Source organism: Flavobacterium sp. FG139 (assembly GCF_057809695.1).
Map to the genome: position 1 here is coordinate 64,573 of NZ_JBMDKL010000008.1, position 18,133 is coordinate 82,705.

Genomic DNA, 18,133 nt, shown 5'->3' on the forward strand with positions numbered 1-18,133 from the left:
AAATTTAAAATGAACCTAAACCAAATACATAACGTCTATTTCATCGGAATCGGAGGTATCGGAATGAGTGCTCTTGCCCGTTATTTTCAAAACATTGGTAAAAATGTCTCAGGTTACGATAAAACGCCAACGATGCTTACCGAGGAGTTGATAGCTGGCGGAATGACGATTCATTTTGAAGACAATATCAGCTTAATTCCAAATGAGTACTATGTTGAAAATACACTTGTAATAGTGACGCCAGCCGTTCCAGTATCACATTCAGAATGGAATTATTTTATCGAAAGAGATTATGTCATTAAAAAGCGTGCCGAAGTTTTAGGCTTAATTACCAAAGATACGTTTTGTTTTGCAGTAGCTGGTACGCATGGAAAAACAACTACATCGAGTATTTTGGGGCATGTTTTATATGAAAGTGGTGCCGATGTAACGGCTTTTTTAGGAGGAATTGTAGAAAATTACCATTCTAATTTAATAGGAAGCGGCAAAACAATTACCGTGGTTGAAGCCGATGAATTTGACCGATCATTCTTGCATTTGCATCCCAATATAGCTTGTGTTACTTCTATGGATGCCGATCATTTGGATATTTATGGAGATAAAAATGCCATTGAAGAATCGTTTAGAGAATTTGCTCATAAAGTTTCGGATACAACCAAAATGTTTGTCCCAAAAGGATTGGATTTAGAAGGATTAACAATTGCCATTAATGAGGAAGCAACATTCAAAGCGTTTAATATTAGAATTGAAAATAGCAGCTATGTTTTTGATGTGCAAACGCCTTCAGAAACCATACAAAATATACAATTTGGACTTCCAGGTCATCACAATTTAATGAATGCTTTGATGGCTTTAGCAATGGCAAAAACTTATGGTACCCCAACCGAGTCCATTGCTAAAGCTCTAGCATCATTTAAAGGCGTACAAAGACGATTTTCGTATCAAATAAAATCAGAAAATCGCGTTTATATAGATGATTATGCGCACCATCCAACCGAAATAAATGCTGTTCATCAGGCGGTTCGTGAATTGTACCCAAATCAAAAAGTGCTGGCTATTTTTCAACCGCATTTATTCAGTAGAACTAAAGATTTTGCAGACGATTTTGCCAAAAGTTTATCGCAGTTTGATGAAGTGTTATTATTGGATATTTATCCAGCTCGTGAGCTGCCGATGGAGGGAATTACGACGACTTGGCTGATGTCAAAAATGACGAATGAAAATAAAAAGTTAGTCGCAAAATCCGATTTAATTTCAGCAATTTTAGCTTCAGATGCTACAGTAATTGTGACCATTGGAGCAGGGGATATTGGAGAGTTAGTTCCGTCAATTAAAAAAGCATTATCATGAAATTTCTTAAATGGAACACTATCAGGCTGGTACTAATGTTTGCATTGGTTATCTTTTTATATTCGTTTACATTAAACAGGAATTTACATCGAAAATTAAAGAAATCGGAAGTCATTTTTGTTGGAGAAAACAGCGATTTTATTAAACAGGAAACGGTTAATAAATTGTTAATAGAAAATAAAAATGATGTGCGAAGTATAGCAAAAGAGGACTTAAATTTGAACAAATTGGAAAATTCCATCAACAAACATCCTATGGTTGAAAAATCAGATGTTTTTGTTACCGTTGATGGTGTTTTGAAGGTTGAAGTAAAGCAGAAAACGCCTATTGGTAGGGTGTTTGATGATTTGGGCTCTTTCTATATTGATAATGAGGGTAATAGTATGCCGCTTTCAGAAGTAAATACGGCTAGAGTGCCTCTAATTTCAGGTGAAATTACCAACAAAAACAAGAAAGAATTGGCTAAAGTTTTAAAGAAAATTTACGACGACGACTTTTTGAAAAAAAACATCATTGGTGTTCAAATTTTGTCGGGCAACGACCTTATGATGACCACTCGAAACTTCGATTATCAAATTGAATTTGGAAAAATGATCAATGTCGAGAAGAAATTTAAAAATTATAAAGCGTTTTTTCAAAAAGCAGTTTTAGATAGTACGCTTTACAAGTATAAAAAAATAAATTTGAGATTCACACAACAGGTTGTTTGTACACGATAACAGCTTCTGAGTTTCAGTTAAGATGATAGAAAATATTGCATCGGGCAAATTAGTTGACAATATGGAGAATAGAGAAAACATTGCGGTTGGTTTAGACATCGGAACTACGAAAATCGTAGCGATGATTGGCAAGAAAAATGAATACGGTAAACTTGAAATTTTAGGTCTTGGAAAGGCTAAAAGTTTAGGTGTGGCTAGAGGTGTTGTCAATAACATTACTCAAACGATTCAATCTATCCAACAAGCAGTTTTGGAAGCAGAAGAAAATTCAGGGTACAAAATTAATGATGTAGTGGTGGGTATTGCTGGTCAACACATTCGCAGTATTCAACATACCGATTACATCAGTAGAAGTAATCCTGAAGAGGTAATCAGCGGAAAAGACATTCAGTTGTTGATTGATCAAGTGAATAAATTAGCCATGTTGCCAGGTGAAGAAATCATTCATGTATTGCCACAAGAATTTAAAATCGATGGGCAATCGGAAATCAAAGAACCAATCGGAATGTATGGTGGACGACTAGAAGCTAGTTTTCATGTGGTAGTCGGACAAGCGTCATCCATCAGAAATGTGGGAAGATGTATCCAAAGTTCAGGCATTGAATTGTCTGGTTTAACTCTAGAACCATTAGCTTCAGCAGATGCCGTTTTGAGTCAAGAAGAAAAAGAAGCTGGTGTAGCGTTAATTGATATTGGTGGTGGAACAACGGATTTAGCTATTTTTAAAGATGGCATTATTCGTCACACAGCCGTGGTGCCTTTTGGTGGAAATGTCATTACAGAAGACATCAAAGAAGGCTGTTCAATCATAGAAAAACAAGCTGAATTATTGAAAGTAAAATTTGGTTCGGCTTGGCCAGGTGAAAATAAAGACAACGAAATTGTTTCCATTCCTGGTTTAAGAGGAAGAGAACCAAAAGAAATATCGTTAAAAAACTTATCGAAAATCATTCACGCTCGTGTGGTTGAAATTATCGAACAAGTTTTTACCGAAATTAAAGCATACGGACACGAAGATCCAAGAAAGAAATTAATTGCAGGTATTGTATTAACAGGTGGTGGAGCACAACTGCAACACATCAAACAATTAGTAGAATACATTACCGGAATGGATACTAGAATTGGATATCCTAATGAGCATTTAGCTGGAAATTCAAGCGAAGATATTTCAAGTCCGTTGTTTGCAACTGCAGTAGGATTGGTAATGAATAGCATTGCGAACAATACACAAAGTGCTTATAAATTGGAGGTAACACAAGCTGCTCCTCAACCTAGACAGATTGTAAGACCAGTTGTTGAAGAGCCAATAGCCACTCCAGTTCAAGAACTAGAAGTTCCAAAAGTGGAACAGAAGGTTGAAAAAGAAATTGAAACTACAGAAAACAAAATCAGAAGATCGTTCTTCGATAAGTATGTAGATAAAATCAAAGATTTCTTAGACAACGCAGAGTAAACATAGACAAGACAAAATTAGAATACAGAATAAAATCAAACAAACCAAAATAGTATGATGAGCAACTCAGAATTTGGAAGCATCTCATTTGATTTACCAAAAAATCAATCAAATGTTATTAAAGTTATTGGAGTTGGTGGCGGTGGAAGCAACGCAATCAACCACATGTTTAAACAAGGAATCAAAGGTGTAGACTTCATCGTTTGTAATACCGATTCACAGGCATTACAAAATAGTCCTGTACCCAACAAAATTCAGTTAGGAGTTAACTTAACAGAAGGTTTGGGCGCTGGAGCAAATCCTGATGTTGGTCAACAGTCGGCCATTGAAAGCGTTGCTGATATTGAAAAAATGTTAGACAGCAATACCAAAATGGTATTCATCACTGCAGGAATGGGTGGTGGAACAGGTACTGGTGCAGCTCCTGTAATCGCTCAATTGGCTAAAGAAAGAGATATTCTTACGGTTGGTATTGTTACTATTCCGTTTCAATTTGAAGGAAAAGTACGTCAAGATCAAGCATTAGCTGGTGTGGAACGATTAAGAAAGCAGGTTGACTCGTTAATTGTTATCAATAATAACAAATTAAGAGAAGTATACGGTAATCTTGGTTTTAAAGCTGGTTTCTCTAAAGCAGACGAAGTTTTAGCTACCGCATCTCGTGGAATTGCTGAAGTAATCACACACCACTATACACAAAATATCGATTTAAAAGATGCTAAAACGGTATTGTCTAACAGTGGAACTGCCATTATGGGTTCAGCTATTGCTAGTGGTGAAAACCGTGCTAAAGAAGCTATTATTTCGGCTTTAGATTCACCATTATTAAATGATAATAAAATTTCAGGAGCTAAAAACGTATTGTTGCTTATCGTTTCTGGTACTACTGAAATCACTATTGATGAAATCGGAGAAATCAACGATCACATTCAAGCAGAAGCGGGTCACAATGCTAATATCATTATGGGTGTTGGTGAAGACGAATCGCACGGTGATGCTATTGCAGTGACTATTATTGCTACGGGTTTTAATGTAGAACAACAATCAGAAATTGTAAATGTTGAGCCAAAGAAAATAATTCATTCCTTAGAAGATGAACAAAAATTAGTACGCGATTTAACCCAAAAACCAGTTGATTTTTTTCAATCGAAGGTAGAAACTCCAATTGAAGTTACTGCCGAAGTTGCAGAAGAAAAAATAGTTTTTGAATTAATCGAAGACGAAGTAAAGGCAGAGCCTGTTGTTGCTCAAGCAGATAACGATTTAATCGCCATGAACGAATTCATCCGTAACTTAGACGTTACTTTTGAAATTGTTTCGCCTATTAAAGACATCGATTTTACCTTTACAACTCCTGTAGTAAATGAAATCAAGGTAAATGAGCCTCAATTCATTGCTAAAGAAGAGGAACAAATTACATTCTCATTTGATTTGCCAATTTCAAAACCAGTTGAAAGAGTAGAGGAAGAACGCGTTATTTTTGACCTTTCTGCAGAAACTAAAGATATTAAAGTAAACGAACACGTAGAATTCGTTCCAGTAACCGAATTGAATCAAAACGGTGTTATTAAATATTCTTTAGAAGAGTATATGGAAATCGAAAACGATTTGTTGGGTTCTAAGCCAGTGGCAGAAAAAGTAGAAGAACCAATCGAGGAATCGTTGAACTTTACCATGAAAGTAGCAGAGCCAACTAAACCAACCTATGCTACGCATTCAGACGATCTTTCTCCAATGGAAATGACTATTGAAGAAACGTTGAAAATGCGTGCTGACGAAAGAAGACGTAAGTTGAAAGACTTCAATTACAAGTTTCACAACAATCCATCACGTGTGGAAGAATTGGAAAAAGAACCAGCTTACAAAAGATTGGGCGTAGATTTAACGGATAATAGAAATTTAAACAACAATTCAAGAATGTCTTTAGGAACAGACAGCAATGACGACATGCAATTACGTTCTAACAATTCATTCTTACACGATAATGTAGATTAAATCATCAAGTTAATTAAAAATGAGTAGCCCGAAAGTTCAATAGAAATTTCGGGTTATTTTTTTTATATTTGCCTAGCTTTTTAGATTGATACTGAATGTTTTTATAAGCGAAAGTTTCGGGCATTTTCAGTCAGCCATTTTCCTGCTATTCGTTGCAAGTCCCGATAAAAATCGGGAGCTTTCCACTACTATCAGGGCTAAAAAGCCAACCATTTACATAAAAATCAAAATTTATAATTTAATATAAAATTAGTATGAGCTTGCAAACCCAAATAATGGACGTAATGAAAGATGCTATGCGTTCTAAAGATACCGTAGCATTAGAAGCATTAAGAGCTATAAAATCAGAACTTTTATTAGCCCAAACCGCAACTGGTTCTAAAGAAGAAATTTCAGAAGCAGACGAAATCAAAATTTTGCAACGTTTGGTGAAGATGAGAAAAGACAGTGCCGAGATTTTTACGACACAAAATCGTCCTGATTTGGCAGCACCTGAATTAGCTCAAATTGCAGTGATTGAAAAATTTCTTCCAGCACAATTATCGGAAGCTGAAATTGAAACCATTATTGCTAAAATCATTGCAGAAACTGGTGCGTCAGGAATTGCATCTATGGGAAAAGTGATGGGATTAGCTTCGGCTCAAATTGGCGGACAAGCCGAAGGCAAAACCATTTCGGCAATCGTTAAAAAATTATTAGTATAAGTTAGAAGTACAAGTTCATTTGTACTTTGTGTTTTTAACTTTGTACTTCAAATTGGCTGCGTAGTTCAACTGGATAGAATATCAGATTTCGGCTCTGAGGGTTGGGGGTTCGAATCCCTTCGCGGTCACTAAAATAGTTAATTTTAAAGCTTTTTTTGTTGTTTTAGTCAGCATTTAGTCAGTAGTCTACAAAAAATTATTATCTTTGATAAGATTTTTATGTTAAACACAATAAACGATTTAAAGTTATACTTAGAGCGAGGTTATAATACCTCGCTTTTTTTATTGCACAATGCATTACTTAATTGAAGTAAGGCTTTTTCTTTTAAAATCCGTGTAAATACGGATTGACTCATGTAATTTATGTTAATATGTTTGCTCTTAACAATTTTTACACTTTAAGAGTAAATTCTAATAACAATCAATATATAGTTTTGTTGTGAAAAAGTAAAAACACGTAAAACTACGTGATTGCAATTAATTGTGTTTTTCTAGTTTTGAAAAAATAAAAAAAATATTTTGTTACAATGAATCTGTAGTTATTGTAATGGGTTTGGTAGAATAAATTCGTAGCAAACATTCTACATTTAAATGAGAATAAAGACATTTAATTTGTTTATAATTACAGCAAGTAAAGAACCAAAAAAAATGAAAATGTACACTTTTTGCTTACCAAATTATTTATTTAACTCACATAGCTTTGTACTAATTAATTTAAGGTTTTTCTCGCATAGTTAAGAAGTTCAAATTAATTCTAATGAAGTTTACTCTTATAGAATTTAATTATAAATTAAAATAATGTCAAAAACTAGTAATTAATGTCAATTATAAGATAGTGTAGTTTGCATATTATCAGTTATTTTATTACAACATTTTATCCAATATATAAATACATAAACGCAAATCAAATTTTTATGAAAAACAAATTTACATTCCTTTTTCTCTTTGTTTTTGGACTTTCTTTTGGGCAAATAACTCAAACTAAAAGAATTCAGTTTTCATATGACACTGCTGGTAATCAAATTCAAAGAGTTATTTGCACCAATTGTGCGGCTAAAAATGCCAATTACAAAAACGAAAATGATATAACTGATAACGATTTACAAGAAGAAAATAAGGTTCTGTATTATCCGAACCCAGTACTTGAAGAGCTATACATTAAATGTGAAAATATTGATGATAACAAAGTTTTATCAATTGAATTGTATACTATGAACGGTCAATTATTAAAACAATTTACAGTATTGAATAATGATGAATTGGCTAAAATAAATTTTAGAGATTATCCAGCAGGTTATTATAATGTGTTGCTTAAATATTCTAATGGAGAAAAAAAAGATTTGAAAATTATTAAACAGTAAAAGATGAAAAGAATATTATATGCCACAATATTATTATTGAGTTTTTTTTCTAATGCTCAGTCAAGTATAAATAAATCTAATACTACTTCAATTGCACCAGGGGGAGGCTCTACAGGGGGAGGCTCTACAACAGCAACAGGAAGTTCTACAGAGACAGGAGTTACGGCGGGTAATCTTTCAGTATCTCTATCTGGAGCAGCTACATATTCTATTCCAATAAGTGTACCGCCAGGCATTAATGGAGTTGTTCCTCAAATTGGATTGAGTTATAATAGTCAATCTGGTGTTGGAATCGCAGGTTATGGTTGGAATATTTCAGGTTTATCAGCAATAACTAGAATCCCATCAACTAAGTTTCACGATGGGTTAGATAATCCTGTGGATTTTGATATTTATGATCGTTATGCACTTGATGGACAGCGATTGATATTAAAGAGTGGTACATATGGAGTGCTTGGTTCGACATATGTTACTGAAAATTATTCAAATATAAAAGTTACCCTTACATCAATGCATTCCTTTTCATACTACATGGTTAGTGGAATACAAACACAAATAGCTAGAAAAGCTATTTTTAAAGTGGAATATCCTGATGGTTCTATGGCTATATATGGAGATACTTTGTCTTCCACTACGGACACTACTTTTCCACTAAGTTATTGGGAGAACCCTCAAGGCGTTAGAATAAGCTATAATTACACAGTTACTAATAACTCTTTATACTTGTCTTCTGTTAAATATGGTTCAATAGGGGCTAATACACCTATAAATGAAATTCAATTTATATATAAAAATAGAACTCGTAATGAAGATGTTTATGTTGGTGGAATTAATGTAATTAATGATAAGATTTTAAGTCAAATAAACGTAAAAGGAAATGGAGTCGGTTTGCGAAATTATTTTCTGGCACATGATATTGTAGTAGGTTACGAAAGAATGATAAGTATAACTGAAAAGAATGGTGATAATTCTAAAAGTCATAATCCAACTGTCTTTGATTATGGCGAAAACATCAGTGATACTAGTGTTGTAAACTTCATTAAAACCAATTTAACACAGCCGAATACATTGCCTCAAAATGGATTTGGAGGATTATCTGGTTTGTTGACTACAGGTGATTTTGATGGAGATGGGGATACGGACTTTATAAATGGAACAAGCTTGTTCACTAAAGTCTATGATGATAATTCTGTTGCAGTTGTTGATGTAATCTCAAATACAAATGCTACTGGAATTTCTACAGTAAAATGTTTAGATGCAAATAATAAACTTATGAGCAGAGATGCCTGGTGTATTAGAAGTGAAACAACCAATTGGGCGAATTGTAATGTTACTATGAACTTTAATATTTTTTCAAAAACTAATAGTACTATAACAAATGAATACTCTAAGCAAATAATTATTAACAGCACAAAATATTATACTCAATCAGGTGATTTCAATGGAGACGGATTAACAGATCAAATAATAGTTAAATCGAAAGATTGTACTACAAACAATATAGAAATTTATTTTATTAATCTTGATAGAAGAATTTCTACAAATTATGTTAATTTGTGTGGAACTATACCTGTATTATTCGATGATCAAAATAAATTATATTTTGCAGATTTTAATGGTGATGGGAAAACAGATATACTTGTACCAAAAAGTGATAGACTTGTTGTTTATACTTTAGATAACAATAATAATTTGATTATATTATGGGAAACTCTTATTACTATTCATTTGAGTGAAACTACTGTAGCGGCAGGCAATTGTCATTACTATGATTACCCTGTTTACGTTTTTGGTACAGATCCTCCTCAATATCAAAATGAATCACAATTAACTTGTGACACTGCTGGCAGGTCATATACGTATCCAATTTGTATTGGTGATTATAATGGAGATGGTAAAGCTGATATAATGTTACCAGGAGTTGATAGAGCATTATTAATGTCCACAGGGATTTCATTTATTAATGAAACTTTTCCAGCAAATTTTCCTTCGGCTCATGATTTAAGTGGGTTAGCAAATATAGATTTTAATGGAGATGGAAAAACAGATGTTTTATTTATTACACCAGGTACAAATACTAGTTTTTCAATCAATACTTTTGTTAGGAATTCTGCTGGTATTTGGGCTAACTCTTCATTTACAAATGGTTATTATGACCCAAATTACCCAACGGCAACAGCAATTGTAATCCCTTTTATGGTCAAAAGGAGTAAAACTTATAACGGAAAACCTCAGTTGGTATGCATAGAGAAATCATACATTGGTTCGCCAACTAATTATGATAATAATAAAATAGGATTCTGTACTAATCTAAATTCACTAAGTTTTCCTCTTAAATCAATGAAAAATATAACATTAGGAAATGGTGTTAAAGAGACTATCACATACAGTTCATTAACCGATGGTAATGGTACATATATGACAGCTGGTTCTATTGAACAATATCCTAATGTAGATATAATTAATCAGCCAGGTTTAAATGTCGTTTCCCAAATCGAAAGAATAAGTTCAGCGGTATATAAAAAACAATTGTACAAATACTATGGTGCTACCAATAATTTAGAGGGACTTGGTTTCCTTGGTTTTCGATCTGTCTTGAAAACGAATTGGTTTGCAGATGCATCACAAATTATCTCAAATGTCACAAATTATAGTGTTTCTAAATTAGATGCTCTACATAATTTTTCATTTAGAGGAGCACCTATAGAAAATTATTCAGTATTAGGCTTGACAACACTTGGCTTACCATTTGACATGAATAATCCTTTTATTAATTGGAGTCAATATACTTATAATTATGATGATGTTTTAGATGACATTACAAACCCATTGTCTTCAAATAAGGTTTTTAAACTTAAAAAAACATCTAGTATTACAATTGATGGGGTGCAGGGAAATGTATTAAATATTAGTACAAAGTTTGATCTCTACAATAACCCTATAACCAAAACAACTATTCAGACAAATGACTCTTCAGTTGAGTCATTAACAACAGTTGAAAATTTGTCTTATGACAATTTGCCATCAGCAGTTCCTTATTTTATTGGAAGACCAACAAATAAAGTTGTTACAAAGACTATTCAACCAAGTAATGATACATCCATTGATGAAGAATTATATACCTATAGTAATAATTTGTTAACACAAGTACAAAAAAGGTCAACAAATTCAGGAGTAATTACAGATTATGTTACTGAGGTCAATGCTTATGATGCTTATGGTAATATCATCACTAAAACATTAAAAGCAACCAATGAGACAGATAGAGTTTTTAGCTTTCAATACGATTCAACAACACATAGGTTTTTAACAAAGAGAACAGATATTCAGGGTTTAGTAACAGATTACAGCTATGATTTAAGTACAGGATTACTATCAACAGAGTCACCTCCTTTTACAGTGGGTTATCCACTTACTACTACCTATACTTATGATACTTGGGGGAAGAAGATTTCAACTAAAAATTATTTGAATAAAGTTGAAACATATAGTTATGCACATACAACAGATGGAGTAGGCTTAATAGTAACAACAAATGGACCAACAGGTGAGGATAGTAGTAATTTAATTATTCTTGATGATTTAGGGAGAAAAATACATGAGGGCACTAAAACCATAGATGGAAATTGGTCATACACCTCAACTTATTATGATATTAATGATCAACCAATATTAGTAAGTCAGCCATATTTTGCAGGGGTTGATGGATTAGGAACTTTTGATGTTTGGAATGAAATGCAATTTGATGTCTATGGTAGATTGATTCAGTCTACTTCATTAAGTACTAACGATGTTGTGGGAAAACAAACATCATATTCTTATAGTGGATTATCAGCAACTGAAAACGATGGACAAAAAGTAAAAGTAACTATAAAAAATCCTTATGGAAAAGTAATATCAGTTACAGAAACACCAACAGGAATATCACCTACAACCATTAATTACGAATACTTTGCTAATGGAAATTTAAAAAAGACTAGCACTAGTGGAGTAGATACAACAATTCAACAAGACGGTTGGGGTAGGAAGATAACATTAAATGACCCATCGGCAGGGATTTACAAATACACTTATAATAATTTTGGCGAGATTAAAACAGAGGAAGTTGTTGCAAAAGGGATTACAACATATACTTTAGATATTTATGGGAAAATAACAGCTGAAGCTAAAATAGGAACTGGTAGTGATAGTACCAACACATTGACTAGCTATGCTTTTGATCCTACATCTAAACTTTTAACAGGAATGACGTTTGTTGATAATACAAACAATTACACTATTAACTATAGTTATGGCTATGATAACTATAGACGATTAAATTTTTCAAAAGAAAGTAGAACAGGTCTATATGAATTTCAAAAAGATTATACTTTTGATGCTTTTGGACGACCAGAGAAAGAACATTTTTTAGCTACTGACAAAACAACAAATAAAGCTAGTGATAAATGGATTAAAACGATTTTCAAGAATGGATATAAATACCAACTTTATGATATGACAAGTAGTACTGTGGTTGGTACTACTAAATTATGGCAGACTACCACTGTCAATCAACAAGGTAATATACTCACTGCTTCTTTTGGTAACGGAGTCACAATTTCAGAGACCTATGATATTTATGGTTTTCCTTCTAAAATTAAGCATGATAAATCGACAACCAATATCATGACATTAAACACCACTTTTGAATCAATAAATGGTAATTTGACAGGGAGAGATTCGAACTTATTTGGAACTGGTACATCATTATGGTCTGAGACATTTAACTATGATAATTTTGATAGATTAACAAGTTATAAAGATACTAATGGTATTCAAACTCAAGCTTACAATACTAATGGTACTATTTCAAATAATAACATAGGAAATTATGCTTATAATTTGAATAGTAAACCTTATACAGTATCAACAATTACGCCGGTAGACCAGTCAGCAACATCTCCTGTTTTAAATTATTACGTAAATAGACAACAGAATATAACCTATAATTTTTTTAAAAGTCCTGTTACAATAACAGAAGCTTCAAAGGAAAATATTGACTTTGAGTATAATGCTCAAGAAAGAAGATCAGTAATGTATTATGGCGACCAAACCACGACCAAATCTGCTAGAATGATGCGTAAGTTTTATTCTTCTGATGGTAGTATGGAAATTAAAAGAAACATCACTAATTCGGTAAATGATTTTGTTACCTATATAGGAGGTGATGGTTATACAGCTCCTGTGGTTTATAAATCCGATGGTACAACAGTAAACTATTTTTATTTGCATAGAGATTATCAAGGTAGTATATTAGCCATTACAAATAGTGCAGGAGTAGTAATAGAAAAAAGATTATTTGATGTTTGGGGTTCTTTGATAAAATATGCAGGGAGTAATGGTGTTTCAGTGGCTCCTCCAACAACAACGACAGGATTATTTTTAGACAGAGGGTACACTGGTCACGAACATTTGTTAGGTGTTGGGTTAATAAACATGAACGGAAGGATTTATGATAATAAATTACATCGTTTTTTACAACCAGATAACAGTTTACAGGACCCATCCAATTCTCAAAATTATAACCGCTATGGGTATGGACTGAACAATCCAACAAAATACATAGATCCTACTGGAAATGATGTAATATATTATGGTGTACCTTGGGGGCAATCAGAATATAGTAATACTAGTATTATGTTAATAAGTTTATTTGCTAATTCATTCATGAATAGTTTTTACACGCCACCATATTCGACTGAAATTAAGGATGACAGATATTTTAGTCCATTACCTACCATGCCTTCATGGGTGGCTTATGCTTCTTCTGCAATGTATATTAATACAAGCTTTGGATCAATATCATTAAGTTTTTCTGGTGAATCACTTATGAGTTTTAATGGTATTAGTAGTATTTTTTCATATAAAAATAATATGGAGGGACATAGCTATGTTGCAGATAATGATTATATGGGTGGCAATGGTTATTCAGATGCATTAATTAAAAAGACTATTGAAGAGACTCCGTATCTCAAACAACAATATCAAAGAATTTTGGAAAAAAACCCAGGTTATAAAATTACGTATAAAGACATTGAACATGGAAAATACGGCACTGATTTAGCTGTGTCTTATAAATTAAATAGTGTTAAATCAGATTTTCATGGAGAATATACTGAAGTTTATAAAGAACAAAAAAATTTTGATGGGCGAAATTTTATTCCTTCAGATGATTTAAGACGAATTATTTTACATGAATTTGGTCATGTTTGGAGTTCTTTAACCAACGTTAGGTCATCTAATTTTGCTAAATATGATGTTCAAACAGCAGAAGCTTTAGATGAAATTTATGCTGATAGGTATGCTAAATATTGGAGTAATGGATTATGGCCTCTTAATTCACAAAGTTATGAAACAAACAGAGACTTTTTAATGTTAACAAACTATGGTAAAAATGCTTTGTATAATTTAAGTAAAAATTATTAAAAAATGAAAATTAGAGTAACAATAATTATGGCACTTCTTTTAGCAGGTTGTTGTAATAAGAAACAAGTGGTTGGTAAAAATGTCTCATTAGAGTTGTTAAATAATGAAATTCATTATATTGCGATTGATTCCAATTTATTACTAAACAATGAAAATAGAGTTTATGAAGATTTAAAAAGTTATACAGAAGTTGAAAGAAAGCAAGCCTATAATCTGCTGACTTTTAAACTGGTGAATAACTCAAACAAAAAATATTTTTTTATCTTGAATACGGAAAATTTATTGTTTATGGGTAATTCAAAACATTTTCAAAAATATTTTTTTGCTGACAAAACAAAATGTCTATTAAAAACATTTTTTTTAATAGATAACAGAGAAAGCATTAAAAATGATATCGTAACATCTTACAAGGAAAATGATTTATATAAAAATGATTCTAATAAAGTATATTCTGATATATTTCAAAAAATAAGTAAATTTAAAAATGAGAATAATTATCAAGAATTTGAGAATAAAGCAATGAATCCATATGGTGGAAATCATTACAGTAATTCCTTTGTTATTTATCCAGGGGAGTATAAAATTTTTAAAACAAAACTTTATTTGCCTATATATGAAGAAAAAGATAAAAATTTTGAGTTGAATTATAGTGCATTAATAATTCCTCCACAAAACATCTATGATTTTTCTATAGGAATTGGTCAAGAAAGGGATTTTATTTGGAATAGTTTACTAGATTATCAACGTAAAGAAATTCAAGATAATGGTTACGAAATTTTTGATGGGGTTCTTGTTTCAAATAAAGTCCCATTAAAGTTGATAAAATAATTAACATAATAAGCGAAAATGATACTTAAAATCGGAGATTTATAATTTATATCAATTAAATAAACAAATGCTAGAATGTTAAATTTAGTGCTATAAAAGAAGATAATGAGATATATACTTTTCATCTTCATATTATTTACTTCACTCGCTTTTTCTCAACAAGAAGCGAGTGTTTGGTATTTTGGAGAAAATGCAGGAATAAAATTTAATAATAACGGTTCATTAACAGCCTTAACAGATGGGCAATTATATACTAGTGAAGGATGTGCAACTATTGCTGACAATAATGGAAATTTATTATTTTATACGGATGGAATAACAGTTTGGAATAGAAATCATCAAGTGATGTCAAACGGCAATGGTTTGATGGGGAATTTTTCAAGTACGCAATCTGCAACTATAGTTCCATTGCCAGGATCTAATAATTTATATTACATATTCACATTAGATTATGAAGTGCATGTGAATGGCTTTCGATATTCTATTGTTGATATGAATTTGAATGGGGGTTTAGGGGATGTTACTTCAAGTAAGAATGTCTTAATTTATACACCGTCTAATGAAAAACTTTCTGTTGTTAAACATGTAAATAACACAGATTATTGGATTGTAACTCATGGGTGGAATAATAATTCCTTTTACAGTTATTTGTTAACGTCATCTGGTCTAACTAACACTCCAGTAACTTCAAATGTTGGAGCGGTTGTTAATGGGTCGACAGAAAATGTTTATGGGAATATGAAAATATCTCCTGATGGAAGTAAATTAGCTATTTGTAACTCTCACATTGATGCTGAACTCTTGGACTTCAATAATTCTACTGGTATTGTTTCTAATCCAATTATATTGACGACAAATAGTATGACGAGTGGATTTTGTTATGGTGTTGAATTTTCTCCCAATAGTAAGCTGCTTTATTTATCGAATATATTGTATTTACCTGCTCCAGTTGAAGTTATTCAATATGATTTAACAAGTAGTAACATACCTTTATCCGCTCAAACAATTTTTAGTAGTCAAACAACAATTTCAAGTAGTTTGCAGTTAGGACCAGATAAAAAAATATATATCGCAGAGTTGTTTATGTCAAAATTAGGCGTTATAAACGACCCAGATACAGTTGGGTTAGGCTGTAATATACAAATGGATGCTATAGATTTAGCAGGTAAAATATGTGAATTAGGTTTGCCACCCTTTGTATCTTCATTTTTTAATGCAACATTTAAAACTCAAAATTTATGCTTTGGCAATTCTACACAATTTACAATTGATACAAATCAGACTGTTTTAAATGCATCGTGGAATTTTGGAGATGGTAATACATCAAATTCAATTAGTCCAACCCATCAATTTGCAAGTCCAGGAACTTTTTTAGTAACAGTTACTGCAACTACTGCATTAGGTACTAGTGTGAAATCTAATTCGGTTACCATATTTGATATGCCTGTTGCTAATTTAATTTCTAATCAAACTGTTTGTGGTAATCCAACTATCAATTATGACTTATCTCAACATAATGCAACAATTTATGGTAGTCAATCAACAAGTATTTTTGGAATAGCTTATTTTGCTTCATTATCAGATTTGACTTCAAATACAAATGCACTTCCAAATATATATTCTCTTCCTATGGGTGTTTCGACAATCTATTATAAAATATATAATCTTGCAAGTATTGATTGTTATGATTTTAATAGTTTTACTATCACAAAATATTTAAAACCAATTTCAAATACCGTTTCTGATATTTTTATTTGTGATGACTCAAGTAATGATGGTATTGGTAATTTTGATTTAAACACTAAAACATCACTCACATTAGGAACACAAAGTAGTACTGATTTTAAAGTAACCTATCATTTAAGTCAACCTGATGCAACAAGTGGAAGTAATCCTTTGGTTTTAAATTATCAAAACATAAGTAATCCGCAAACAATATATATTAGAGTTGAGAACAGATTAAGTTCAAATTGTTTTGATGCTACTACTTCCTTTCAAATAGGTTTGTATGCAATGCCAATATCAAATCCAGTTTCAGATCTCTATATGTGTGATGCAGGAAATGATGGGATAGAATCATTTGATATAAGTGTACAAACCCCATTGGTTTTAGGAAGTCAGTCATCAAATAATTTTAATGTAACCTATTATGATAGTCTTAACGATGCTAATCAGGGTTTAAATCCAATAAATAATATACAAACCGCTCAAAATTCTAAAACTATATACGCAAGGATTGAAAACAAAATAAGTTCTACCTGTTTTGCGACAACTTCATTTCAATTAATTGTTAAACCAAAACCTGTCATTGCAATTCAGGATAGTTATAGTATTTGTCAGGGCAATCAAATTTCGGTTGTTGCTCCAACAGGATTTGATACCTATTCTTGGAGTACGGGTAGCCATAGCAATTCAACTTTAATTACACAAGCTGGTAATTATTCAGTAACGGTTACCAAAGATTATGGTACTATAATTTGTGATGAAACCAAAAATTTTACAGTTTACAGTTCTAATGTTGCTACAATCACTTCAATAGAAACCCACGACTGGACAGATAATGAAAATGACATTATAGTATATGTTGCTGGAGATGTTGATGATTATTTATATTCATTAGACAATATTCATTTTCAAGATAGTAATCAGTTTTATGGACTGATAAGTGGTGATTATACGGTTTATGTAAAAGACAAAAAAGGTTGTGGTACTGTTCAAGATGAGGTTTTTTTATTAATGTATCCTAAATTTTTCACTCCAAATGGAGACGGCTTTAATGATTTGTGGAAAATAAGGTTTTCATCATCAGAGACTAATATGCTTATTTTTATTTATGACCGTTATGGAAAAATGATAAAAATGTTCAGTGGTTTGAGTTCTGGATGGGATGGTACATTAGAAGGTGAATTACTTCCTTCAGACGACTATTGGTTTGTTGTAAAAAGACAGAATGGTATGGAATATAAAGGGCATTTTGCTTTAAAAAGATAAAATTATATTCTAATGCATTTATAGTTTTTTGTTATTGTAGATAAGCTTGCCATTAACGTTTTAAGTCTACGCTACAGCTTCGATGTCACCGACCTGCGTACTTTATGTTAAAATAAAATATTTTTGTGAAAAAAGAAATTCAATTCAAGAAAAACTAGCAATAGCGCAAAACCGCTGTTAGTACGATTATAATATTCTATGTTTCGATTTGCTTCTAAAGTACCGTACTTATTGACTTTGTTATTTTTAACGACGCAAATTGATGCA

Annotated in this window: 9 protein-coding genes and 1 tRNA gene; all 10 read left to right on the top strand. The window is 31.9% G+C overall.

Annotation, left to right across the window (positions count from 1 at the left end):
- Positions 1–9: 9 nt before the first annotated feature.
- The 10 genes from murC to ACODSI_RS08465 all read left to right on the top strand — a co-directional run bounded on the left by murC (position 10) and on the right by ACODSI_RS08465 (position 17,866).
- Positions 10–1,350, top strand: coding sequence for a UDP-N-acetylmuramate--L-alanine ligase (gene murC / locus ACODSI_RS08420; protein WP_488916400.1), 1,341 nt, complete (start codon positions 10–12; stop codon positions 1,348–1,350).
- Positions 1,347–2,069, top strand: a complete 723-nt coding sequence (locus ACODSI_RS08425; protein ID WP_488916401.1) for a cell division protein FtsQ/DivIB — start codon at positions 1,347–1,349, stop codon at positions 2,067–2,069. Before murC ends, ACODSI_RS08425 begins: the two co-directional genes overlap by 4 nt.
- A gap of 22 nt (positions 2,070–2,091) precedes the next feature.
- Positions 2,092–3,522, top strand: coding sequence for a cell division protein FtsA (ftsA, locus tag ACODSI_RS08430; RefSeq protein ID WP_488916402.1), 1,431 nt, complete (start codon positions 2,092–2,094; stop codon positions 3,520–3,522).
- A 54-nt stretch (positions 3,523–3,576) separates the two neighbouring features.
- Positions 3,577–5,517 (top strand): cell division protein FtsZ, encoded by a 1,941-nt coding sequence (gene ftsZ, locus ACODSI_RS08435; RefSeq protein WP_488916403.1) that lies wholly within the window; start codon positions 3,577–3,579, stop codon positions 5,515–5,517.
- A 254-nt stretch (positions 5,518–5,771) separates the two neighbouring features.
- Positions 5,772–6,221, top strand: a complete 450-nt coding sequence (locus ACODSI_RS08440; protein WP_488916404.1) for a GatB/YqeY domain-containing protein — start codon at positions 5,772–5,774, stop codon at positions 6,219–6,221.
- A 54-nt stretch (positions 6,222–6,275) separates the two neighbouring features.
- Positions 6,276–6,349, top strand: a tRNA-Arg gene (locus ACODSI_RS08445).
- A gap of 786 nt (positions 6,350–7,135) precedes the next feature.
- Positions 7,136–7,582, top strand: coding sequence for a T9SS type A sorting domain-containing protein (locus tag ACODSI_RS08450; RefSeq protein WP_488916405.1), 447 nt, complete (start codon positions 7,136–7,138; stop codon positions 7,580–7,582).
- Between the two features lie 3 nt (positions 7,583–7,585).
- Entirely contained in the window at positions 7,586–14,047 is a 6,462-nt protein-coding gene (locus ACODSI_RS08455) for an FG-GAP-like repeat-containing protein (protein WP_488916406.1), read from the top strand.
- A gap of 3 nt (positions 14,048–14,050) precedes the next feature.
- Positions 14,051–14,875 carry a hypothetical protein gene (locus ACODSI_RS08460; protein WP_488916407.1) on the top strand — a complete coding sequence of 275 codons (825 nt, stop codon included), beginning with the start codon at positions 14,051–14,053 and terminating at the stop codon, positions 14,873–14,875.
- Positions 14,876–14,980: 105 nt separating this feature from the next.
- Entirely contained in the window at positions 14,981–17,866 is a 2,886-nt protein-coding gene (locus tag ACODSI_RS08465; RefSeq protein ID WP_488916408.1) for a T9SS type B sorting domain-containing protein, read from the top strand.
- Positions 17,867–18,133 lie beyond the last annotated feature (267 nt).